The sequence below is a fragment of the Solibacillus sp. FSL R5-0449 genome (genome assembly GCF_037975215.1).
Classification (GTDB): Bacteria; Bacillota; Bacilli; order Bacillales_A; family Planococcaceae; genus Solibacillus.
In genome coordinates, this window is the sequence record NZ_CP150239.1 from 1,785,033 (window position 1) to 1,808,732 (window position 23,700).

21 protein-coding genes are annotated in these 23,700 nt (G+C 39.0%); 7 read left to right on the forward strand and 14 right to left on the reverse strand.

The window, feature by feature from the left end:
- Positions 1-169 precede the first annotated feature (169 nt).
- Positions 170-1,906 carry an ABC transporter ATP-binding protein gene (locus MKY27_RS08680; RefSeq protein WP_339199549.1) on the forward strand — a complete coding sequence of 579 codons (1,737 nt, stop codon included), beginning with the start codon at positions 170-172 and terminating at the stop codon, positions 1,904-1,906.
- Between the two features lie 38 nt (positions 1,907-1,944).
- On the opposite strand, the gene MKY27_RS08685 is transcribed toward MKY27_RS08680, so the two are convergent.
- From MKY27_RS08685 to ilvD, 12 genes are all read right to left on the reverse strand, one after another.
- Positions 1,945-3,066, reverse strand: coding sequence for a Ger(x)C family spore germination protein (locus MKY27_RS08685; protein WP_339199552.1), 1,122 nt, complete (start codon positions 3,064-3,066; stop codon positions 1,945-1,947).
- Complete coding sequence (locus MKY27_RS08690) at positions 3,044-4,159, reverse strand: GerAB/ArcD/ProY family transporter (protein WP_339199553.1); 1,116 nt, start codon at positions 4,157-4,159, stop codon at positions 3,044-3,046. The genes MKY27_RS08685 and MKY27_RS08690 overlap by 23 nt, the downstream gene beginning before the upstream one ends.
- Complete coding sequence (locus tag MKY27_RS08695) at positions 4,156-5,499, reverse strand: spore germination protein (RefSeq protein ID WP_339199555.1); 1,344 nt, start codon at positions 5,497-5,499, stop codon at positions 4,156-4,158. Before MKY27_RS08695 ends, MKY27_RS08690 begins: the two co-directional genes overlap by 4 nt.
- Before the next feature lie 121 nt (positions 5,500-5,620).
- Positions 5,621-6,187 (reverse strand): ABC transporter substrate-binding protein, encoded by a 567-nt coding sequence (locus tag MKY27_RS08700; RefSeq protein ID WP_339199557.1) that lies wholly within the window; start codon positions 6,185-6,187, stop codon positions 5,621-5,623.
- Positions 6,188-6,309: 122 nt separating this feature from the next.
- A complete protein-coding gene (leuD, locus tag MKY27_RS08705) occupies positions 6,310-6,900 on the reverse strand; it encodes a 3-isopropylmalate dehydratase small subunit (protein WP_339199560.1) in 591 nt (196 codons plus the stop codon).
- 12 nt (positions 6,901-6,912) lie between these two features.
- The gene (gene leuC, locus MKY27_RS08710) at positions 6,913-8,322 is read right to left on the reverse strand and encodes a 3-isopropylmalate dehydratase large subunit (RefSeq protein WP_339194371.1); all 1,410 of its coding nucleotides are present in this window, start codon (positions 8,320-8,322) and stop codon (positions 6,913-6,915) included.
- Positions 8,323-8,393: 71 nt separating this feature from the next.
- Complete coding sequence (leuB, locus tag MKY27_RS08715; protein WP_339194372.1) at positions 8,394-9,494, reverse strand: 3-isopropylmalate dehydrogenase; 1,101 nt, start codon at positions 9,492-9,494, stop codon at positions 8,394-8,396.
- A gap of 125 nt (positions 9,495-9,619) precedes the next feature.
- Positions 9,620-11,164, reverse strand: a complete 1,545-nt coding sequence (locus MKY27_RS08720) for a 2-isopropylmalate synthase (protein WP_339194374.1) — start codon at positions 11,162-11,164, stop codon at positions 9,620-9,622.
- A gap of 1 nt (position 11,165) precedes the next feature.
- On the reverse strand, positions 11,166-12,179 hold the full coding sequence (gene ilvC, locus MKY27_RS08725) for a ketol-acid reductoisomerase (RefSeq protein ID WP_079526917.1): 1,014 nt from the start codon (positions 12,177-12,179) through the stop codon (positions 11,166-11,168).
- Between the two features lie 95 nt (positions 12,180-12,274).
- Positions 12,275-12,790: an acetolactate synthase small subunit gene (ilvN, locus tag MKY27_RS08730; RefSeq protein ID WP_008403681.1), complete on the reverse strand. Its 516-nt coding sequence runs from the start codon at positions 12,788-12,790 to the stop codon at positions 12,275-12,277.
- Entirely contained in the window at positions 12,787-14,532 is a 1,746-nt protein-coding gene (gene ilvB / locus MKY27_RS08735; RefSeq protein ID WP_339194377.1) for a biosynthetic-type acetolactate synthase large subunit, read from the reverse strand. Before ilvB ends, ilvN begins: the two co-directional genes overlap by 4 nt.
- A gap of 457 nt (positions 14,533-14,989) precedes the next feature.
- Positions 14,990-16,660 carry a dihydroxy-acid dehydratase gene (gene ilvD, locus MKY27_RS08740; protein WP_339171046.1) on the reverse strand — a complete coding sequence of 557 codons (1,671 nt, stop codon included), beginning with the start codon at positions 16,658-16,660 and terminating at the stop codon, positions 14,990-14,992.
- 671 nt (positions 16,661-17,331) lie between these two features.
- Here ilvD and MKY27_RS08745 point away from each other — a divergent pair.
- On the forward strand, positions 17,332-17,874 hold the full coding sequence (locus tag MKY27_RS08745; protein ID WP_339194378.1) for an isochorismatase family cysteine hydrolase: 543 nt from the start codon (positions 17,332-17,334) through the stop codon (positions 17,872-17,874).
- 178 nt (positions 17,875-18,052) lie between these two features.
- Entirely contained in the window at positions 18,053-18,313 is a 261-nt protein-coding gene (locus MKY27_RS08750) for a GlsB/YeaQ/YmgE family stress response membrane protein (protein ID WP_339194380.1), read from the forward strand.
- 61 nt (positions 18,314-18,374) lie between these two features.
- On the opposite strand, the gene MKY27_RS08755 is transcribed toward MKY27_RS08750, so the two are convergent.
- On the reverse strand, positions 18,375-19,055 hold the full coding sequence (locus MKY27_RS08755) for a lytic transglycosylase domain-containing protein (RefSeq protein ID WP_339194382.1): 681 nt from the start codon (positions 19,053-19,055) through the stop codon (positions 18,375-18,377).
- Between the two features lie 140 nt (positions 19,056-19,195).
- On the opposite strand from MKY27_RS08755, the gene mscL reads away from it, so the two are divergent.
- From mscL to metC, 3 genes are all read left to right on the forward strand, one after another.
- Positions 19,196-19,588, forward strand: coding sequence for a large conductance mechanosensitive channel protein MscL (mscL, locus tag MKY27_RS08760; RefSeq protein WP_339194385.1), 393 nt, complete (start codon positions 19,196-19,198; stop codon positions 19,586-19,588).
- Between the two features lie 183 nt (positions 19,589-19,771).
- Positions 19,772-20,887: a methionine biosynthesis PLP-dependent protein gene (locus tag MKY27_RS08765; protein ID WP_339194387.1), complete on the forward strand. Its 1,116-nt coding sequence runs from the start codon at positions 19,772-19,774 to the stop codon at positions 20,885-20,887.
- Positions 20,884-22,047, forward strand: a complete 1,164-nt coding sequence (gene metC, locus MKY27_RS08770) for a cystathionine beta-lyase (RefSeq protein ID WP_339194390.1) — start codon at positions 20,884-20,886, stop codon at positions 22,045-22,047. The genes MKY27_RS08765 and metC overlap by 4 nt, the downstream gene beginning before the upstream one ends.
- A 57-nt stretch (positions 22,048-22,104) precedes the next feature.
- On the opposite strand, the gene MKY27_RS08775 is transcribed toward metC, so the two are convergent.
- Positions 22,105-22,536 (reverse strand): DUF4362 domain-containing protein, encoded by a 432-nt coding sequence (locus tag MKY27_RS08775; RefSeq protein WP_339194392.1) that lies wholly within the window; start codon positions 22,534-22,536, stop codon positions 22,105-22,107.
- A 220-nt stretch (positions 22,537-22,756) separates the two neighbouring features.
- Here MKY27_RS08775 and MKY27_RS08780 point away from each other — a divergent pair, with 220 nt between their 5' ends.
- On the forward strand, positions 22,757-23,695 hold the full coding sequence (locus MKY27_RS08780; protein WP_339194394.1) for a ring-cleaving dioxygenase: 939 nt from the start codon (positions 22,757-22,759) through the stop codon (positions 23,693-23,695).
- The last annotated feature ends 5 nt before the right edge of the window (positions 23,696-23,700 follow it).

Consider the following 23,700-nt stretch of genomic DNA (forward strand, 5'->3'; position numbering starts at 1 on the left):
TAACGAAAGCAGCTCCTTTCTTACAAATTCTTTCCACCCTCACTAACGTGTAAAGAATCTTCACACTTTTAATATTGTATAATCCCTACCTGTATAGTAATGTATTATGTAGAACGAACATTCAGAAGTCAATGAAATTATTTTATTTTTATTAAAGGATGAGCATTTTATGAGTAAAAAGTTGCTTCAAGTAAAGGATTTACGTGTATCTTTTATAACTGGAGAGCAAGAATTCGAAGCCGTAAAAGGCGTAAGTTTTCATGTGAATGAAGGTGAAACAGTCGGAATTGTAGGAGAATCCGGGAGCGGGAAAAGTGTGACAGCCCGTTCAATTATGCGTCTGCTTCCGTCTCCCCCCTCTTTTTTAAAGGATGGAACGATTGAATTTCAAGGAAAAAATCTGATTACGCAAACGGAAAATCAAATGGAAGCGATCCGGGGGAAGGACATTAGTATGATATTCCAGGACCCGATGACTTCCACGAACCCTACTATTCGTATTGGTGACCAAATTGCGGAAGGTATAATAAAGCATCAAGGGCTTTCCAAAAAAGAAGCGTATTCGAAAACAATTGAACTGCTGAAATTAGTCGGAATAAAAAATAGTGAAGAACGCTATAATCAGTACCCTCATGAATTCAGTGGCGGAATGCGTCAACGCGTGATGATTGCCATGGCATTAGCGTGTAATCCTTCCCTTCTTATCGCCGATGAACCGACAACAGCGCTTGACGTAACAATCCAAGCTCAGATTTTATCGTTGATGAAGGATATGCAGCAGCGATTTGGTACATCTATTATATTGATCACACATGATTTAGGTGTTGTTGCGGGAATGTGTGACCGCGTAGTTGTTATGAAGGAAGGCGAAGTGGTAGAACAAGGTACGACGGAAGAAATTTTCGCGAATCCGCAGCACCCTTATACAAAGCGGCTTTTAAACGCGTTGCCAAAGCTTCATGAACCAAAGCAGCCAAAAGAACAGCCGAATCTATCTCCTGATTTAAATATTAACGTGCCTTTAGTGGAAGTTAAAAATATATCCAAGCATTTTGAATTAGCAAAAGGCAATGTATTAAAAGCGGTCAATGACTTATCATTCCAGATTTACCCTGGTGAAACATTAGGACTTGTTGGTGAATCAGGATCCGGAAAATCGACAACCGGACGTACACTTCTTCAATTACACGAACCGACAGACGGTGAAGTGCTTTATAAAGGTGTGCCGGTCAGTCGCCTAACGAAAAATGAACTGAAAAGTATGCGTCGTCATATGCAAATCATCTTTCAGGATCCCTATTCAAGTTTAAACCCAAGAAAAAAAGTGCTGGATATTATCGGAGAAGCATTGGATGTTCATAAACTGTCCCCTTCCAAGGAAGCTCGCCGGGCAAGGGTGGAAGAATTATTGGAACTTGTTGGTTTACAAAAAGAGCATGCACTCCGCTATCCGCATGAATTCAGCGGTGGTCAGCGCCAACGCATCGGCATTGCACGTGCGCTTGCTGTGGAACCACAATTTATCGTTTGTGACGAACCATTATCCGCGCTTGATGTGTCCATCCAAAAACAAGTGGTGGATTTATTAAAAGACTTGCAGCAACGCCTAGGATTAACGTACTTGTTTATTGCACATGACTTATCGATGGTAAAGCATATTAGTGACCGTGTTGCCGTTATGTATGGCGGGAAAATTGTTGAGCTGGCAGAAAGTGAAGAGCTGTATGCCAATCCGCAGCATCCCTATACGAAAATGCTGCTCGATTCGATTCCAATTCCGGATCCGGCCATTGAAAAACAGAAAAAGCGTATTGTGATGACAGACGAAGAACTGGCAAAGAACCGTTTTGATGTAGAGAACACAGAGCTTGTTGAAGTTACTAAAGGGCATTGGGTAGCGATTTAAAAGGAAAAAGACTTCAAATGTTCGATTTGAAGTCTTTTTTATTGGATTGATCCCGTACTTTTTATACCAGGTTTAACCGTTAAATTGAGTTTTGCATTTTTATAGGCTTCCTTCCATTCCTCTTTGGACATGCGCCGATTATGTAGAACTTTTGCTTTGTAATCGATGCCGAAACCTAAAGGGTCATAGCCGTTTTTTTTCATCTCTGAAATGAATGTCGTAAATTTTTCTTCCGTTTCTTTTTTTAATTCTTCATTATACTTCGGCAGGTCTTTATTAATCATTGGTTTATGTGATTCTGCCACCGAGCCGTATAAACTAATTTTTATATCGAGTTCGATTTCTGAAGGATTATTAATTTTAACATTATATTTTGATTTAACCGTATCAATATTGGCAATGAAATGGTCACCATCCTCTTTTATTAGTAAATTCGCATGTTTTACACTTCTTGACAGCATATTATAAATGGAAGTATTTAATGAATCCAATTCATACGTTTCTTTATTTGCGGAAAGTAATAAAGATTTATTAATTTCAAAATGCTGATCTTCATTATTTATTTCGATAATCGGCAAAACACTATCGATCCAACCTTCTTTTATATTTCTTCTAAACTCAAATAAGTGGGTCGTCACAATATAGGGGGTTGTCGTACCATTACCATCAAAGTAATTAAACAGTTCAGGATAGGCAGCTGATTCCCCTTGCGGAATCATTTTAATAATTTCTTCCGCATTAGGCCGTCCGACAGTTATCCAGGAAATCATCTGGATATCAGGTCTACGAATTAAAAAGTCCAAAATTTCCTTGTTTTTTTCATTCATCACTAATTCCTCACCTAGAACAATTAGCTTCGAATGGCCAAATTCAAGCTCCTTATCTGAATAGGATTCCATCATACGAATTGCTTCCGAAAGAGTTTCCCCATTCTCCGATAAATAGGAATACTGAGGTTCTGTTGCCTCTCTGAATGATCCAGTTGGTTCATATAGCTTCAAAGTAACTTTGTACGGTTTTTCCTCATCATCGGAAACATCCAGAGCAATCATTGCAACAAAGACACTTTTATCAATGTCTTTGAATGCGCAGCCAGATAATAGAACACTTCCCAATATTACTAATAGTAAAGTTCCTTTAATTTTTAGAAGGAAATTCATTATTTTTCATCCTCCTGTTAATGTAACTAAACAATAGGATCATGCATGGAAAAATAAAAACCAAAATATCATAAAAATAACTCGAATACTGGAAAAGCTGATATTCCGTTAATACGGTTACATAGTATAAAGAAATCCCTACAAATATTGGAAGAGGGAAAAATATTCCGATTACTTTATCCTTATATTTAATTTTTTCCAGTTTAAATGTAAATTTTAAAAACTCTGCCGCCGCATACCAGTGAATGAGTATACTTAAAAAAGCGATTCCTAAATAGAAAAGTAAAAACATAAATAATACACGTTCAACAATAAAATAATCCATCCTAATCGAATCGGTTGTTGCAATCCAAGGATAGACTAATTCATTAATCCCCTCAAATCCGTTAAAACCAATCGGTATGAAATAGGTTGTAAAGAGCGTTCCAATCGATAATATAACGATAAACAAAATTTGTTTTTTACCAAATTTCTGTTTTTCTTTAAAAAATCGATTGAATATAAATAAATTGGCCGCCCCCAAAAATAAAAAAAAGCAAGCAGAAAAAGAATGCCAATTCGGAACTTGATTTATATATAAAGCCGCTTCCTTAACAAAATCCCAATTTAAACTGTTGCTGCTGTATGCTTTAATAAATATGAAAAGAATGAGAGGACTTGTAATAATCATAATCATTTCAACGGTATACAGAACCCGTTCTGTTTTTAATACACAGCCAAAAATTACCGCTGATATGAGCGTCAGGGCAATTAGAATAATCGGCATTTCAGGACTTAAATAACGTATCAGTAAAAATGTAAATGTTATTAGCGTAATAAGTCCTGCTACAAACCATAGGACAGCTAGCAGAAAAACGAAAGGCAAGTAAAACCATTTAGAAGTAGTTTTTTCCAGCAGTTCCGGTAATGTTTTTCCCGGATACTTAAGGAAAAATTTCGTATAGAGTATAACAAGAAGGACACCTGCTGGAATTGATAAAAGCAAACCCATAACAGAACCATCATTATGAAAATGGAGAAGGATAGCTGGTACGGAAGCAATAATATTAGCAACCATATTAATAATAATTAAATAATAATAAAACCTGCTCATGCTTCCTCCCCTGCCTTCGTTTTACTTTTCTTCTTTTCATTAAATTTCAGATACGGTTCACCGAAGCTGTCGATACTTACTAAATACATAATCAATGCGTAAAGCCCTAACATTAAACCGGCCAATCCTAATAATGTTGATGCAAGGATAAACAAGAAGCGAATTACCCTAATGGAAAATGCCATTTCATTGATCGGAATAACAAACGTTGATATTGCCACCGCCGACACAATGATAACCATAATATCCGAAGCGAGCGATGCTTCTGTTACAGCCGTCCCTAAAATTAACCCCCCAACGGTTGTAGCCGTCGCACTGATCGTTTTCGGGAGTCGAATACTCGCTTCCAGCAGCATTTCCATAAAAAACAGCATAAACAATACTTCTACAAATGAAGAAAATGGAACGCCAATACGGCTTCCTGCAATGGTCAGTGCGAGTTCTGTCCTGAACACTTCCGGTGCAAATGAGGTAATACCGATATATAGACCTGGTAATAGAAGGCTTATAAATAGCCCAGCATAACGGAGTATTTTAAGGAATAATGAAATATAGTAAGAATGGTAATTATCCTCCATCGATGTCATAAAATCGAAGAAATATACAGGGGCTATCAATGCTTGAGGGTTACCGTCCACCAATAATATAATTTTACCTCCAGCCAAGTTATAGACAATCCTGTCAGGACGTTCTGTCATAATTAACTGCGGAAATAGCGAATATTTTTGCTTATTAATATAGTTACTTAGCTGAACAGTAGATGTAATCACCTGCTTATCAACTTGCTGCAGTTTTTCCGTGATAATGTTCAGGGCATTTTTATTTACTTTTTCTTTGTCATAAATGATCGCCAGTTTATGATTGTTTACTTGTCCAATCGTGGAGTATTCAACATACAATGTCGGCTGATGGTAATCGGATCGGATAATATTAATATTTGTCGCAATATTGTCGCTAAGTGCCAGCTGTGAACCATGAATTGTTGTTTCAACTGATGCTGTATTCGTCTGATCATTGAAAGAAAATTTCAGGTCTAGTAAATAAAATTTATTCTGGATTAAAAGAACTACATTGCCGTTTAACACCTCAGTTTTCAGTTGCTCCTGTGACTTGCTGTCCTGAAATTGGGGTAGAGATTTTAAATATCGAATAAATTTCGACTCTGAATCCATTTCAAAATATGGTTTAATAATAATTTGTTGAAGCAACTCCACATCGATAAGTGGCTTTATGTAAAATAATTCGGCTTTCTTATCATCATCTTCCATAGTCTTCATCGTAAATTCATTTGTATCTTTGAATTGTTCATTAATCCACTTAATGTTCTCTTCCGAAGACATCGAATTACCCCAATCCCAACTAAACTTTTTTATAGGATGCCCAATCTGAGCAATACTATTCCAGAATGATTAGTTTTGGTTAAGAAAAAAGCCATCTCTTGATGAGAATGGCTTTTCAGGTTTAATGGTTACTCGCTTTTAATAAGCGGTATGCATCCATATTTATCGTTTTCACTGGGCTGATATCTTCCATGATTTCTACAATATCCCTCAGTAATGGTGTTAAATTTTCTTCAATGAATTCTGTTTTCAACGCATCAGTTATTTCAATTTCCAAGTTATCCATTCGGATCAGCAGTTCATCGCACATAATATGAAGAACTTCTTCTTCACGATAAGTTGGCGTATCGTTTAATAAAAGCTTTGCTCGCAAATCTAAATATTTATACCAGTAATCCCTTAAATCCAGCTGTTGCTTATTTCTATATTGCTGACGCTTAAAACCATTTGGATCTGTATTATTCGACAAAGTAAGCAGTCTTTCCATTTTGTACTCAATCGTTGACTGATTTTCTTTCATTTTCAGATGTTCTGCTTCAAGAAATTTTTGTTTCTTTTTTGCTTTTAAAAATTTTATTAGTTTCTTACCCGCATAATATAAGACAACTGCCCCAACGATAAACATCCAGTAGTTAATAATCAATCCTATAATAAATAATATGCCTATCCACATCCATAGATTTTTCATTGTTACACTCCCGATACTTCAAACAATGAAGAAAATTATAGCACCGTAAAATTGGCACAACAACCGGTAAAATAAGACAAAGCCTCTTACTAGGGATGAACCCGAAGTAAGAGGCTTTTAGATTAGTATGCTATGCGGTTTTTTTCGTATGCAGCGATTTGCTCTTCATACTGGAACGTAAGAGAAATTTCATCCCATCCATTCAGTAACATTTGTTTATAGTATGGATCGATGTCAAATGAATACGTTTTGCCGTAACCTGTCGTAACTGTTTGCTGTTCTAAATTTACTTCAATTGCCTGTGCTTCTGCTAAACCTCTTTCTAAAAGTTCGTCACATTCGCTTTCCGTTAATTTAATCGGTAAAATACCATTTTTGAAACAGTTATTGTGGAAAATATCCGCAAAACTCGGTGCGATGACAACTCGGAATCCATAGTCAAGAATTGCCCATGGTGCGTGTTCACGTGATGAACCACAGCCAAAGTTATCTTGAGCAACTAAAATTTCCGCATTTTTATATTCTGGTTTATTTAATACGAAATCTTCAATCGGATTGCCGTTTTCATCAAACCGCCAGTGGTAAAATACGAATTGTCCGAATCCTGTACGTTCGATACGCTTTAAGAATTCTTTTGAAATGATCTGGTCTGTATCGACGTTTTTACGGTCAAGTGGTGCATATATACTATTTACAATATTAATCGGTTTCATGCTGATCTCTCCTTATGCTTCCTGCTTTTGTAGCTTACGAACATCGACAAAACGGCCGTGAATTGCAGCAGCTGCTGCCATCGCTGGTGATACAAGATGTGTGCGTGCACCTGCACCTTGACGTCCTTCAAAGTTACGGTTAGATGTTGAAGCACAACGTTCACCTGCTGGAATAACATCTTCATTCATCCCTAAGCAAGCAGAACAGCCTGATTCGCGCCATTCAAAGCCGGCATCAAGGAAAATGTGATGTAGACCTTCTTCTTCTGCCTGGCGTTTTGTCGACCAGGAACCAGGAACTACAATCCCTTTCACACCCGGTGCAAGCTTTTCGCCTTTTACAATTTCAGCTGCTGCACGTAAGTCATTAATACGGGAGTTCGTACAAGATCCGATAAATACATGCTGGATTTCAATATCGGTAATCTTTTGCCCTTCTTGCAGATCCATATATTTCAGAGCTTTGTTTAACGCGGATTTGTCTGTTTCATTGTCATAATCAGCAGCAGTAGGAACTGTTTTTGAAACACCGACACCCATAGCTGGATTTGTCCCCCATGTTACAATCGGTTCAATTTCCTGTGCATCGATTTCTAGAACAATGTCATATTTTGCATCCGCATCGGAAGCAAGACTTAACCAGTATTTTGCCGCTTCCTCAAATTTTTCTCCTTGAGGAACGTGACGGCGGCCGCGTAAAAATTCAACCGTTGTTTCATCCGGTGATATCAGGCCAGCTTTTGCTCCCGCTTCAATCGACATATTGCAGATTGTCATACGCTCTTCCATTGAAAGCTTGCGGATTGCTTCACCTGTATACTCTACGATATGTCCTGTACCGACACCGATTCCCCATTTTGCAATGATTGCTAAAATGATATCTTTTGCTGTTACCCCAATACCAAGTTCACCGTTAACACGGATTTCCATTGTCGGCGGCTTTAATTGCCATAATGTTTGTGTCGAAAGTACATGTTCTACTTCCGAAGTACCGATTCCGAATGCGATTGCGCCGAATGCACCGTGAGTTGCTGTATGTGAATCACCGCAAACAATTGTTTTACCAGGTTGTGTAAGACCTAATTCCGGTCCAATAACGTGAACAATCCCTTGATCCGGATGACCGATATCCGCTAATTCGATACCGAACTCTTTTGCATTTTCAGCAAGTGTCATAATCTGTTTTTTTGCGATTGGATCGTTAATCGTCGGCAGGTTTTTTGTAGGTACGTTATGATCCATTGTTGCGAACGATAGATCTGTACGACGCACTTTCCGTCCTGCCAGGCGTAGTCCTTCGAATGCTTGAGGACTTGTTACTTCATGAATTAAATGCAGGTCGATATAAAGTAAGTCCGGCTTTCCTTCTTCACGATGTACGACATGCTGTTCCCACACTTTTTCAATAATATTTTTCCCCATAGTTCTCACCGTTCCTTAACCATATATAGTGTTGATATTCAAAACCATCAACAGTTTTCTTTCGATTGAAATTAGTTATATGAAATCATAATGCTGTCAGATACAAAGCTTGCATCGATTTCGTTTATCACTTTTTCTGTCCATTCATCTGTTGATAATGTACGTTTATGTTCCTGAGCTAAATCGGCTGTATAATAGCCATCTTCGAACACGGCTGCAACGGCACGTTCGATTTCTGCTGCTTCTTCTTTTAAGCCGAATGAATATTGAAGCATCATTGCCACTGAAAGAATTGTTGCTGCCGGATTCGCAACACCTTGACCAGCGATTTCAGGAGCTGAACCATGTACAGGCTCATAAAGTCCAAAATTATCGCCGCGAATAGATGCAGAAGGTAATACACCAAGTGAACCCGTAATAACAGAAGCTTCATCACTTAAAATGTCGCCGAATAGGTTTTCTGTCACGATGACATCATAATGACCCGGATTCGTAATCAGTTTCATTGCCACTGAGTCAACTAAGTTGTGTTCTGTTTCTACATCTGGGTACTGCTTTTTCTTTTCTTCTACAATCTCACGCCATAAACGGGATGTATCCAGTACATTTGCTTTATCTACTGAACAAAGTTTTCCACGACGTAAACGCGCTAATTCGAATGCATTTTCAACAATACGTTCGATTTCTTCACGGGAATACACACATGTATCAATAGCACCTGCATCTGTTTTTTTACGTGGCTCTCCGAAGTATAGCCCTCCTGTTAATTCACGGACGATCATTAAGTCTACATTCTCCGCAACTTCACGCTTTAATGGAGAAGATGCAAGTAAACTTGGGAATGCTTTCACAGGACGTAAATTTGCAAATAAATCAAAGTGCTTGCGGATTTTTAATAAACCTTTTTCCGGACGCAATGCTGGCGGATTGTTATCCCATTTAGGACCACCTACTGCACCTAATAAAATGGCATCACTTGCTTCGCACATTGCAATTGTTTCTTCCGGTAATGGATTATTGTACTGGTCAATTGCAGCTCCGCCGATTGCCGCATAATTTAAATGAAATGTATGGTTAAAACGTTTCCCGATTACTTGTAATACTTTTACTGCACTTGCAACAACTTCTGGACCAATGCCGTCACCTGGTAGTACTGTAATTTTCTTTTCCATTTGTAAAACACCTTTCTTTCTACGTGAAGTAACTTGATGTAGAAGCGCCACCGATTATGATGACGCTATTTTCCCTAATGAGCTTTGCTCGTTGTTTCCTTTATGAGAACAACTTTATGAATCTACTAAACCGAAATTGTCTGTTTATCGCGTACTTGCTGTTGGATCAATTGTCTGTTCACTGCATTTAAATACGCTTTTGCACTTGCTTCAAGCACGTCTTGCGCTGAATCACGTCCTGTTGATGTATAGCCGTTATATTTTAGATTAATGACCGCTTCTCCAAGTGCATCGCGTCCTTTACCGACTGATTGTACTCGGTAGTCCAAAATATTGACTATACCGCCAACAAGCTGTTCTAGTGTATTAAAGATCGCTTCGACTGAACCTGATCCTGTAGAGGCAATTGTTTTCAATTCGCCTTCTGGAGTCATAACGGATGCAGTAGCAGTTGGAATATTTTCTGTACCATATTGAACTTGAACCGATTTCAGTTCAAATAATGGAACATCTTCTATTGAAACTTGCTGCTCAGTTAAGATCGTTGTTAAATCTTCTTCTGTTACTTCTTTCTTGCGGTCCGCCAATTTTTTGAACTCAGCGAAAGCTTTGTTCAGTTTTTCATCCGACAGCTGGAAGCCCATTGTTTCAGCTCGATCACGGAATGCTGCGCGGCCTGAATGTTTTCCTAAAACTAATGGAATATCGTCTTCACCGATCAGTGCCGGTGAAATGATTTCATATGTTTCAGGATTTTTCAGTACACCATCCTGGTGAATACCGGATTCATGTGCGAATGCATTTTTACCGACAACCGCTTTGTTCGGTTGAATCACTACATTAGTTAAACGGCTTACCATCTGTGATGTACGTTTAATTTCTTTTAAATTTAAGCCAGTTTCCACACCGTAGAAGTCTTTACGAATATGTAGGGCAACACCGATTTCTTCTAATGCGGCATTTCCTGCACGTTCACCTAGACCGTTAATCGTACATTCTACTTGGTCTGCACCGTTCTCGATGGCAGCCAATGAGTTTGCAACCGCCATTCCTAAATCGTCATGACAGTGGGCAGAGAATTTAATTTTTTCTGCACCGATCACGTTTTCACGTAAATAACGGAATAAAGCGCCGTATTCTTCCGGTGTTGCATAACCTACTGTATCTGGAATATTAATCGTTGTTGCACCTGCTTTAATAACTTCCTGGCAAATACGAACTAAAAATTCTTTATCAGAACGGAAACCATCTTCTGCAGAAAATTCTACAAGCGAGAATTTTTCCTTAGCATACTTGACCGCAGTAACGGCTTGCTCGATTACTTGATCCGGATTTTTCTTAAGCTTATATTCCATATGAATCGGGCTCGTTGCGATAAATGTATGAACATGTGGCTGCTCCGCATGGCGAATTGCTTCCCAAACTGCATCGATATCGCTTTTCACAGCACGTGCTAAACCTGTGACGATTGAATTCTTCACCGTTTTTGCGATTAACGATACGGCCTCCAAGTCACCTGGAGATGAGGCAGGAAATCCTGCCTCAATAATTGTGACACCTAAACGCTCTAGTTGTTTTGCGATTTCTACTTTCTCTGCTGTATTTAAGTTAATTCCAGCCGATTGTTCTCCGTCGCGCAATGTTGTATCAAAAATGTCAATTTTTCTCATATTATTTCACTGTTACCTTTTGTTTTCCTTGGTTGATGAATGGCATCATAGCACGTAATTTTTCGCCAACTTCTTCGATTTGGTGGTTTGCGCCAGCTTCTTTGAATTTTGTATATTCAGGACGACCGTTTTCGTTTTCAGCGATCCAGCGTTTTGCAAATGTACCGTCTTGGATATCCGTTAATACGTCTTTCATACGCGCTTTTACTGATGCGTCGATAATGCGTGGACCTGAAACGTAATCGCCCCACTCTGCTGTATCAGAAATTGAGTAGCGCATTGTCGCCATACCGCCTTCAAACATTAAGTCAACGATTAATTTAAGTTCGTGTAATGTTTCAAAATAAGCTAATTCTGGTTGGTAACCTGCTTCAACTAATGTTTCGAAACCTGCTTTAACAAGTTCAGTTGTACCACCGCAAAGTACTGCTTGCTCACCGAATAAGTCAGTAACTGTTTCTTCAGCAAATGTAGTTTCAAGTAATCCGCCGCGTGCAGAACCGATACCTTTACCGTATGCAAGAGCTAAATCGCGAGCTTGACCTGTTGCATCTTGGTGGATTGCGAATAATCCTGGTACGCCTGCACCTTCAGTGAATTGACGACGTACTAAGTGTCCTGGTCCTTTTGGAGCTACTAGGAATACGTCAACATCTGCTGGTGGTTGAATTTGGCCGAAGTGTACGTTGAAACCATGTGCGAACATTAATGCTTTACCTGGTGTTAAATGTGGTGCGATTTCAGCTTCGTATACAGCTTTTTGACGCTCATCCGGAAGTAATATTTGGATTACATCCGCTTCTGCTGCTGCTTCTGCTACTGATTTAACTTCTACGCCATCTTCTTTAGCTGCATCATATGATTTACCTGGACGAATACCTACTACTACATCAAAACCTGATTCTTTTAAGTTAAGCGCATGAGCATGGCCTTGTGAACCATAACCAATGATCGCGATTTTTTTCCCTTGTAATACTTGCTCGTTGATTTCGTTTTCATAATACATTTTTGACATTTTCATTTCCTCCAATTAAGTGAATGTTTTTTTATTTTGTAATTCGGGCTTCAGATGACATCCTCCACCCTGTTTAAAACCAATGTTGTATTGCTTTATTTTAAAATCGATAATTGCGGGCTTTCGATTTTTTGTGCTTCACGGATAGCTGCTGTTGCACCTGTACGTGTTAATTCTTTAATGCCATATGGACGAAGTAATTCGATAAAGGCATCGATTTTTTCCGGATGGCCTACAACTTCATATGTCACAACATTTTTTGATGTATCGACTACTTGCGGGCGGAATGGTTCTACGATTGCATTCATTTCCAGGCGCAAGTTCGGCGGAGATACTACTTTTATAAGAGCCAGCTCACGAAGAACGATCGCTTTTTCTGTAATATCGTTTACTTTTAATACATCAATTTGCTTTGAAAGCTGCTTGATTAATTGCTCGATTTTATTTTCATCTTCCACATGAACGATAAACGTCATTTTCGAAAAATTCGGTTGCTCTGTATGGCCTACTGTAATCGATTCAATATTGAATTGACGTTTCATTAATAAGCCAGTCACTCGGTTCAATACGCCGCTTTGGTTGATTACTGTTACTGTCAGCACTCGCTTCATGGCTTCTTCACTCCAATCATTTCATGTAATCCTTTACCAGGCGCAACCATTGGGAATACGCTCACAAGTTGTTTTACGCGGCAGTCAATTACAACCGGTTCATCTGAATTGATCGCTTCATCAAAGATCGCTTCCGCTTCAGAAATATTGTCGATGCGGTAGCCTTTAATGCCATATGCATCGGCAAGCTTAACGAAGTCCGGCTGAATTGGCATCAGGCTTTGTGAATAACGCTCCTCATAGAATGTTTCCTGCCATTGACGAACCATTCCTAAACAGCTGTTGTTAAGGATTACTACTTTTACTGGTAAGTTAAATTCTTTTAGTAGTGCAAGCTCCTGGTTTGTCATTTGGAAACCTGCATCCCCAACAATGGAGATAACTTTTTTCTCAGGTTTTGCAAACTGTGCGCCGATCGCTGCCGGGAAGCCGAAGCCCATCGTTCCTAAACCGCCTGAAGTTACCCAGTTATGCGGATTATTTAAGTGATAGTATTGGGCTGCCCACATTTGGTGCTGTCCAACATCTGTCGTAATGATCGCTTCACCGTCAGTCAATTTATGAAGGATCTCAATTGCTTGCTGTGGTAATACTTCTTCTCCTGCATCTTCATACCAAAGCGGATATTTATCACGGCTATCATTTAAGTAATGAACCCATTCCGTTGTATCCGGCCCTTCGAAGTCTTTTTTCAGCAATGCTAATAATGCTTCTTTGGCATCTGCAACAATCGGGATATCAGTCGGTACATTTTTTCCGATTTCTGCAGGATCGATATCGATATGAATGATTGTTGCGTTCGGTGCAAAGGTCGCTAAATTTCCTGTTAGTCGGTCATCAAAGCGGGCACCGATATTAATTAATAAGTCGCATTTTGTAATCGCATCATTTGCCGTTGCATAACCGTGCATTCCGGCCATTCCGTAGAATTGTTTGTGCTGTCCGTGAATGCTGCCTAAACCAAGTAATGTATTAACAACCGGCAAATTATATTTTTCAATAAATTCTGTCAATTGTTCACGTGCATCTGCGAATAATACGCCGGCACCTGCCAGTACTAATGGTTTTTTAGCTAAGCTTAATGCCTGAATTGCCTTTTGAACTTGCAGGTAATTCGGTTTTGTTGTCGGCTGGTAACCCGGCAAATAAATATCTTCCGGTGCTTTAATCTCATCCATGAACACTGTTTGTGAAATATTTTTCGGGAAGTCAATAACAACCGGTCCTTTACGTCCTGTATTGGCAATATGGAATGCTTCTTTAACAATACGCGGGATATCCGCTACGTCCTGCACCTGATAGTTATGTTTTGTGATTGGTGTTGTGATCCCCATAATATCCGCTTCCTGGAATGCATCAGTACCGATGACCGATGTTGCAACCTGCCCTGTAAAAATAACTAATGGAATCGAATCAATCATCGCATCGGCAATACCTGTTACGAGGTTTGTCGCTCCTGGCCCAGATGTTGCGATGACTACACCCGGTTTATTCATAACACGAGCATAACCTTCTGCCGCATGGATCGCGCCTTGTTCATGGCGTGTCAGAATGTGACGGATCGGGTTGCGGTAAAGCGCATCATAGATTTGTAAAACTGCCCCGCCCGGGTAACCGAAAATAATATCAACATCCTGTTCATGCAGTGCCTGCACTAAAATATCCGCACCGTCTCTCGGTTTTGTTACTTGTTGAACTGTGGGCTTTTCGATTTCTTGATTTACTGAAACGTTTGCACTCATAGTAATTTCTCCTTCCTTTTTCAAAACTTTATATGTGAAATCATTTTTTAATCATTTTTTATAAATTGATAAAAAGAAAAAGCCTTTTTCTCCGCACGCAAAAGAAAACCTCTTACGTAGGGATGAAAAAGACTTTTCATGGTACCACCCTCATTTATAACATCGACGAAAATTTGCTTCGTAAAGAAACAGAATCCACCTAGTTACCTCGCGAACCGCTTGAGCCTCTTTATTTCAAAATTCTTAAAGGAAATTTGTGCAACTAAACAAAGAGAGCGATTCATTAATAACGAGCAATTCGAATATGCCCGGAGCTATCTAATGGCGAATGCGTTTAATAGCTCACTCCGAGGGGATGTCGGATATAGTTGTATCGCCGGCTTCCACCAATACCGGCTCTCTGGTAAATACAAGACTCTATATCCTTTAACCTCATCAACGTTTTAAAGTATTCAGATTATATTTTCATTACGCCGCCCTGGGAAGCATTTGTTACTAATGCAGAGTAACGTGCTAACCAGCCGCGCTTAATTTTAGGTTCGAATGGTTTTAAGTTTTGACGACGCTCAGCAAGAACTTCGTCGGAAACTTGTAAATTGATTGTTCTGCTTGGCAAATCAATGATGATTGTATCGCCATTTTGTACTAATGCAATCGGACCGCCTTCAGCAGCTTCCGGAGAAATATGGCCGATTGAAATACCGCGTGATGCACCTGAGAAACGGCCATCTGTAATGAGTGCGACTTTCGTTCCTAGTCCGCGTCCTTGAATTGCAGAAGTTGGAGCCAGCATTTCCGGCATGCCCGGTCCGCCTTTTGGACCTTCATATCGAATGACTACGACATGTCCTTCTCGTACTCGACCGTCATCAATTGCCTGCTGTGCTTCTTCCTGCGAATCAAATACGATAGCTTCGCCTGTGAACGTTTTAATCGAAGGATCAACTGCTCCTACTTTAATTACCGAACCTTCAGGCGCAATATTTCCGAATAATACAGACAGTCCGCCTACAGCACTATATGGATTATCCTTAGTGCGGATGACACGATCATTTGTAATTTCATAATCTTTTACAAGCTCTCGCATCGATACACCTGCGATTGTCGGTCTGTCAGGGTGAATAGCCCCTGGAATTTTTGTTAATTCGTTAATAATTGCCTGAACACCGCCTGCTTTTGCAATGTCATCCATCGAAATATCCGATGCCGGCATAATTTTTGCAATGTAAGGAACACGTTCTGCTACTTTATTAATATCTTCAATGTTATAGTCGATTTCTGCTTCATTGGCGATTGCCAGTGTATGAAGCACTGTATTTGTAGATCCGCCCATTGCCATATCAAGAGCAAAAGCATCATCAATTGCTTCTTTTGTAACAATGTCGCGTGGTTTAACATCTTCTTTAATCATACGAACTAAATGTTTCGCTGCTTCGTAAATTAATTCTTTACGTTTTTCACTTGTTGCAACAATCGTACCGTTACCCGGTAATGCTAAGCCGAGCATTTCCATTAAGCAGTTCATTGAGTTTGCTGTGAACATTCCTGAACAAGAACCGCATGTTGGACATGCATTGTTCTCGATATCAAGCAGTTCTTCAGCCGTCATCGTACCAGCTTTATGTGCACCGACTCCTTCAAAAACACTTGTTAATGATAATGTTTTACCTGAAGAAGACGTACCGGCTTCCATTGGGCCTCCTGATACGAATACAGAAGGAACATTGGTACGTACAGCTGCCATTAACATACCTGGTGTAATTTTGTCGCAGTTTGGTATGTAGAACACTCCGTCAAACCAGTGTGCGTTAATAACTGTTTCAGCCGAATCGGCAATAATTTCACGTGATGGCAATGAATAGCGCATCCCGATATGACCCATTGCAATTCCGTCATCGACTCCAATTGTATTGAATTCGAATGGAATTCCGCCTGCTTCAATAATGGCCTCTTTTACTACATCCGCGAATTCTCGCAAATGAACATGGCCTGGAATAATATCAATATACGAGTTACATACACCGATAAATGGCTTTTCTAAATCTCTAGCCTTAACTTTACCTGTAGCGTATAAAAGACTACGGTGCGGAGCTCGGTCAACTCCCATTTTAATCATATCACTTCTCATTTTAAACGCCCCTCAACGTAATGCTTTTACTCTTGCTGTTTTTTATATGTTCGATTTTTCATATTAATTTCGAATATTCGAAATTTTTTGATCAGAAAGGATCGAATATTACACCTTGTAAGCTCACATCAAATTGTCGCTTGAGTGATGTGGTGTACTAAATTGTTGTTATCATAGTACGAAATGAACTCCAACGTCAACACTATTTTTTGAATTTTTTATACAATTCAAAAAGTCTGAAATTATTGCAATCGCTTTCATCCTCATTGGTGTTGCCTTTTTACTCTTTCGTCACAATTTTTACAAAAAGTGAATTTTTAAAATTTTTTGTACATATTTATTGAACCCAATACTTTTCTAACATAAAAAAGAACCTAGCGCCTATTCAGGCTAGATTCTGTTAAATATCGTAATTTATTAGAGTAATAATAATTCAATAGCAAAATTTAAAATGATTAAACTGTGGATTCCTGCAAAAATTAACCCTTGACGGTTTAGCCTCTTCGTTATTGCCATATCCATATTAATCACCCCATTTATTTGATATCCTAACTATACAACATTCGATTTCAAAAATCAAAATATTTTGAATATTTAATTAATGATTTAGCCCACATTTTTTCCATAACCATGGCATAATAACATTACAATGAATAAGGAGTGAATGACGGATGAAAAAAGCTTTAATCGTGATTGATTATACGTATGATTTTGTAGCAGACGACGGAAAATTGACTTGCGGTAAACCGGGACAGGCAATTGAAAAAAATATTAGTACTTTGATAGAGCAGTTTATTGAACAAAAAGATGTTGTCGTATTCGCTAATGATTTACATTATGAAAATGATCCATATCATCCTGAATCTAAATTATTTCCGCCACATAATATTGTAGGAACTAACGGACGTGAACTGTATGGTTCTGTGAAAGATCTATATGAAATATATAAAGATTGCGTGATTTCTTTTGATAAAACCCGTTATAGTGCTTTTGCAGGAACAAATTTGGATATTTTACTGCGGGAACGTGGCGTTGAAGAAGTTGTACTTGTCGGTGTATGTACAGATATTTGCATTTTGCATACGGCTGTGGACAGTTATAATTTAGGCTATAAAATTGCGATTCCTGAAAATGCCGTTGCAAGTTTTAATGAAATCGGTCATAAATGGGCACTTGGTCATTTCAAATCCTGTTTAGGTGCATCCATAATATAAACAATAGATTAATTCATTTACACCATATTACTATTCAATAGAACATAATATTTTTCCATAATTTCCGGATCTGCTTAAAAACTTCCAGCTAAAAAAATGTTTAAGGAATTGCCTGAAAGGAAATAAATAACTAGATGCAATTATTATTGAATAATCTTAAACAAAGGAGTTGGACAGTATGATGAGTTTCATCTGGTTCTTAATTATCGGAGGTATTTTAGGTTGGTTAGCTGGTGTTATTTTAGGTAAGGATGTACCGGGTGGTATTATCGGTAACATTATTGCAGGTATTGTCGGTTCTTGGATCGGCAGCATGATTTTAGGGAACTGGGGCTGGAAAGTTTCAGACTTCTATGTATTCCCAGCATTGATCGGTGCCATCATTTTAATCTTTATTGTAAGCTTCATCCTACGCTCAATGCGTAAAGCAACAAATTAAGCTCATCAAGGATAAAGAGCAAAAAGTGTGACGTGTTGTCACACTTTTTTATTTGTCTTCCTTATTCTTCATCAAGAGCAATTTGCTTCAATTGATTGCCGTAGTCCCGGTACTGCTTATAGTAGTATAAAATATCTTCCACGTAATCATCACTGTGATTATATTGAAAAATTGCTTTTTTCAACTGCCCGTCATTTACACCGGCAATGGATAAAAATTTGGCTGCACTGAATACGGCATCTTCAATATCAAACGGATCTGCTACACCGTCTCCGTTTGCATCTACCCCATAGCCGCCATATTTTTTTATTATGGCTGGATTCGTTTTATCATGGTCCGGGATGTCCCCCTGCCCTAAATCTTTGCATGAAGGATGTTGCCAGCCTACAAATGTACAGGGCATAAACTGTAGATGCCCTTCTGCGCCAACCGGTGAAATAAGTGTCTTCATTGTGGAAAAACGGGTTTCTACGCGGTGATGGGCCGCCAAAAGCGTCCACGGAACACCGTATTTCTGTTCGGCTGCGACGTAAACAGGGATATACTCGATTGGAATTTCCAAATCAAACTGTTCCTGGATTTGCTGATACACTGTTTTATCGGTAAATGGCCAACCACGAAATTGCTGCCAGCTGGAATAAGCGACAATATAAACCGTTAAAGTGATGGGGATAAGCAAAATAATTAATAAAATTTTAGTTTTCGGGGAGAGTAAAGGGTTCTTTTTCTTGCTTTTTGCCATATAAGCCACCAATCTTCAGACGTAATAATGTTGTTAACTATCATTCTACTAAAAAAGCAGGTAATTTTCACTGTTGAAAATTTGTATAGCAATGTATAAAATTAGACATTGTTTATTATAGTTAAGAGGAGTTGAATAATATGTGGAAAGAATTTAAAGAATTTGCTATGAAGGGCAATGTCATCGATTTAGCGGTTGCGGTTGTTATTGGTGCGGCCTTCGGTAAAATTGTTACATCATTAGTTGAAAATATTATTATGCCGCTTGTCGGTATGCTTACTGGCGGAATTGACCTGACAAATGAATGGAAGTTCGGATCAGGTGAAGCACAGGTTGCACTCGGCGTATTCGTTCAATCGATTATTGATTTCATCATTATCGCATTTGCCATTTTTATGGCTTTACGAATACTGACAAAACTAAACCGTAAAAAGGAAGCGCAAGTTGCGGAAGAACCGACTCCTGAATTGGATGCAAAAGAAGAGCTGCTTAAGGAAATCCGTGATTTATTAAAAAACGAGCAAACTAAATAAAAATCACTAATCCTGGGATACAAGTTTAACGTATTCCAGGTTTTTTTCTTTTTTATTTCAATTATTCCCCTATTCTACTTAATACTCGTTTCCCCTATTGTCCCTTTGATCTGTTCATGTTAAATTGATGTAATACTCGATTCATTCGAAATGTTTAGTAAATTCATGTAAGGAAGTGTATTCATGTCACAACGTTCAATTGAAACAAAATTAGTGCAGCTCGGAAATTTAAGTGATGCCAAAACAGGTGCGATCAATCCGCCGATTTATATGTCGACAGCTTATCAGCATACAGGCATTGGTGAATCGACAGGGTATGATTATACACGTACAAAAAATCCAACTCGTACGATTCTCGAACAAGGCATCGCTGAGCTGGAAAACGGCGATGCAGGATTTGCCTGTAGTTCTGGGATGGCGGCAGTACAACTTGTCATGTCATTATTTAAACCGAACGATGAATTAATCGTACCGGAAGATTTATATGGCGGAACATATCGTCTATTCAAAACATTTGCGGAAAACTATAATATTAAACCGGTTTATAATCCATTTACTAATGTTGAAGAAGTTGAAAGTTTAATCAATGAAAATACGAAAGCATTGTTTATCGAAACACCGACAAATCCGTTAATGCAGGAAATTGATTTAGTGACATATGCGGAACTGGCGGAAAAACATAACATACTGCTAATTGTAGACAATACATTCTACACTCCTTATTTCCAGCGTCCTCTTGAATTAGGTGCACATATTGTTTTACATAGTGCTACAAAGTATATTGGCGGACATAATGATGTTTTGGCAGGACTGGTCGTTGCCAAAGGAGCTGAATTATGTGAGAAGTTAGGATACTATCACAATGGTATTGGAATGGTGCTTTCGCCTATGGATTCATGGCTGCTGATTCGCGGACTGAAAACATTGCATTTACGTTTAAAGCAGCACGATGCGAATGCAAAAAAAGTCGCGCAATATTTAGCTGATGAACCTCTTGTAACGGATGTACTATACACAGGAAAAGGCGGCATGCTTTCCTTCCGTGTCAAAGATGCATCAATGGTCAACCCATTTTTAAAAGGGATCAAACTGATAACATTTGCAGAAAGTCTCGGAGGGGTTGAGAGCTTTATTACTTACCCTGCTACTCAAACACATGCCGACATGCCTTATGAGGAACGTGTTGCACGAGGCGTTTGTGACCGATTACTTCGTTTCTCAGTCGGTATTGAAGAAGCGGAAGATTTAATCGCTGACCTGACACAAGTTTTTGATTCGTTAAGAGGTGAATTTGCATGACAAACCGCATTGAAACCGCATTAGTTCATGGGGCAATCCGTGAAGGCTATGCCGATAAAAAAGGTGCTGTAAATGTGCCGATGTATTTATCCTCGACTTTCCATCAGGAATCGATTGACGAATTTGGGGAATATGATTATGCACGTTCGGGAAATCCGACACGTGCCGCATTGGAAAAAGCGATTGCCGAACTTGAAGGCGGTGACCGAGGGTTTGCATTTGCCACAGGTATGGCAGCTGTATCTGCTTGCTTTATGATTTTATCTGCAGGTGATCATGTCGTGATTACCGAAGATGTTTACGGTGGTACATACCGTTTCGTTACAAAAATATTGCCGCGCTATGGCATTACGCATACATTTGTTGACTTTACTGATCTTGAAGCTGTAAAAGCAGCTGTGCGTCCGGAAACAAAATTAATTTATATGGAAACACCTTCGAATCCAACTTTAGGCATTACAGATATTCGAGGTGTAGTAGAAATTGCAAAACAACACGGTGCGCTCACGTTTTTGGATAATACGTTCATGACCCCGCTCCATCAAAAACCGCTTGAATTAGGTGTTGATGTTGTAATCCATTCTGCTACAAAGTTTTTATCAGGGCATTCCGATATCGTAGCGGGACTTGTTGTGACAAAAGACGAAGCGCTGGGCAATGAGATTTATTTCGTTCAAAACTCATTCGGTTCTGTACTTGGTGTTCAGGATTGCTACACATTAATTCAAAACATGAAAACAACGGCTGTACGTTTTAACGAGGAATCACGTGTAGCGATGCGCATTGCACAATTTTTACATGCACATCCGTTAGTTGAAAACGTATACTATCCTGGACTCCCTACTCACCCTGGGTTTGAAATCCATGCAGCACAGGCAACTTCTGCGGGAGCGGTTTTATCGTTTAGTTTGCCGAATTATGACATTGCGAAAGCTTTTGTGGAAGCGATGAAAATTCCGGTATTTGCAGTTAGTCTTGGCGGTGTTGAATCAATTTTATCGTACCCTGCCAAAATGAGTCATGCCGCGATGGAGCCAGAAGAACGTGCAAAACGCGGAATTACTGATGGCTTGCTGAGATTTTCAGTCGGATTGGAAAATGAAGATGATCTGATTGAAGACTTTACACAGGCACTGGAAATCGCCAGTACAATTAAATAAATCGTTTAAAGGCCGCTAATCTCTTAAATAGGATTTTGGCGGCCTTTTGTTGTGCGCTTAATCACTTGTCACCGATAATAAATTGATTTCGTAGCCACCTTCACATGATTTAAAATTATAATCAGTCAGCGAACCCGTCACATCTTCGTTTAGCTCACCACATTGGTAATTTTCAATATTTTGACTTCCAAAATTATCTTCGCGGTTATCGACTTCGATGTTATATTGGCCTTCCTGATATTCAACTCTCCAGTAAATAGGTGCCCCCTCAATCGTATAGCGCGTCAGCTCCAACGACGATTGTTTATTATCTTCTGTATCTTTTAAAAATTGATGCAATAACTCCAAATTTTCAATCTCACCATTATGGTCAATAACACGATCATTTCGTACAGTTTCAACTTCCGTTTGCTCAATTGTTTCGGGTTGCACGTTTTCTTGACATCCAACCAATAGAAGCAATATGCCTAAAGCGAGTAAGTTTTTCATGAGATCCCCTTCTTTAATGATTAGTTTTTCGATTCTCTTTACCTATAGACGTATAAAAAGGAAAAAAGTTACAGATAAATTTATTTTGAATTCGAGATATTTTTCTTGTCGTCAAAACAGTTGAGTAGTAAAGTAATAGGTAAGAAATGAAGAAATCAGTTTCCTTTTGTGAGATTGGTCAGTGAGAACAACAGTGCGATTACTTATTGGAGGAATGAACATGTATACAATTCCAGGACATCATCATATTTCGATGATTACAAAAAATGCACAGCAAAACAACAAATTTTACCGTGATATTTTAGGATTACGCCGTGTTAAAGTGACGGTCAATCAGGACGACACATCCATGTACCACCTCTTTTATGGGGATAAAACAGGCAGTCCAGGAACAGAGCTTTCCTTTTTTGAAATTCCGTTAGTTGGACGCACTCACCGAGGTACAAATGCCATTACAAAAATCGGTTTGATCGTACCAAACGTTGATAGTCTGCAGTATTGGGTTCATCGACTGGATGAATTCGGTGTTCAACATGAAGGCATCACAACATTTGCCGGTCGCCCTGCCCTTCTCTTTGAAGATGAAGAAGGTTTACGTTTGGCACTTATCGCTGCACCCAATACGAAAGTTGAACATTGGGAAGCATATGAAAAATCACCTGTTCCAGTTGAACATCAAATTCAAGGCATGGGAACTGTTGAAATGACGGTAAAAAATAAAGGAAAATTAGTTCGGACTTTAACTGAACTCTTTGGTTTTGTATTGAAAACACAAGACAAAACAACCGCCCTTCTTCAATCGGTCAATGATGAGATGTTTGGAGAAATTTATATTGTTGAACAGGACGGGCCTTCTGAAAAACCTGGTCGCGGCAGCATTCACCATTTGGCCATCCGGGTGAAAAATGATGAAGAATTGGCCTATTGGGATGAGCAAGTAAAAGCACGAGGGTTTATGTCATCAGGCATTGTCGATCGATTTTATTTTAAGAGCCTGTATTTCCGAGAGTCGAATGGTATTTTATTCGAAATTGCGACGGATGGACCAGGCTTTTTACGCGACGGTCATGTGGACTCGCTCGGTGAACAATTGGATTTGCCGGATTTTTTAGAATCCCGACGTGTAGAAATTACAGCAAAATTAAAGCCGATTTTTTAAGGAGT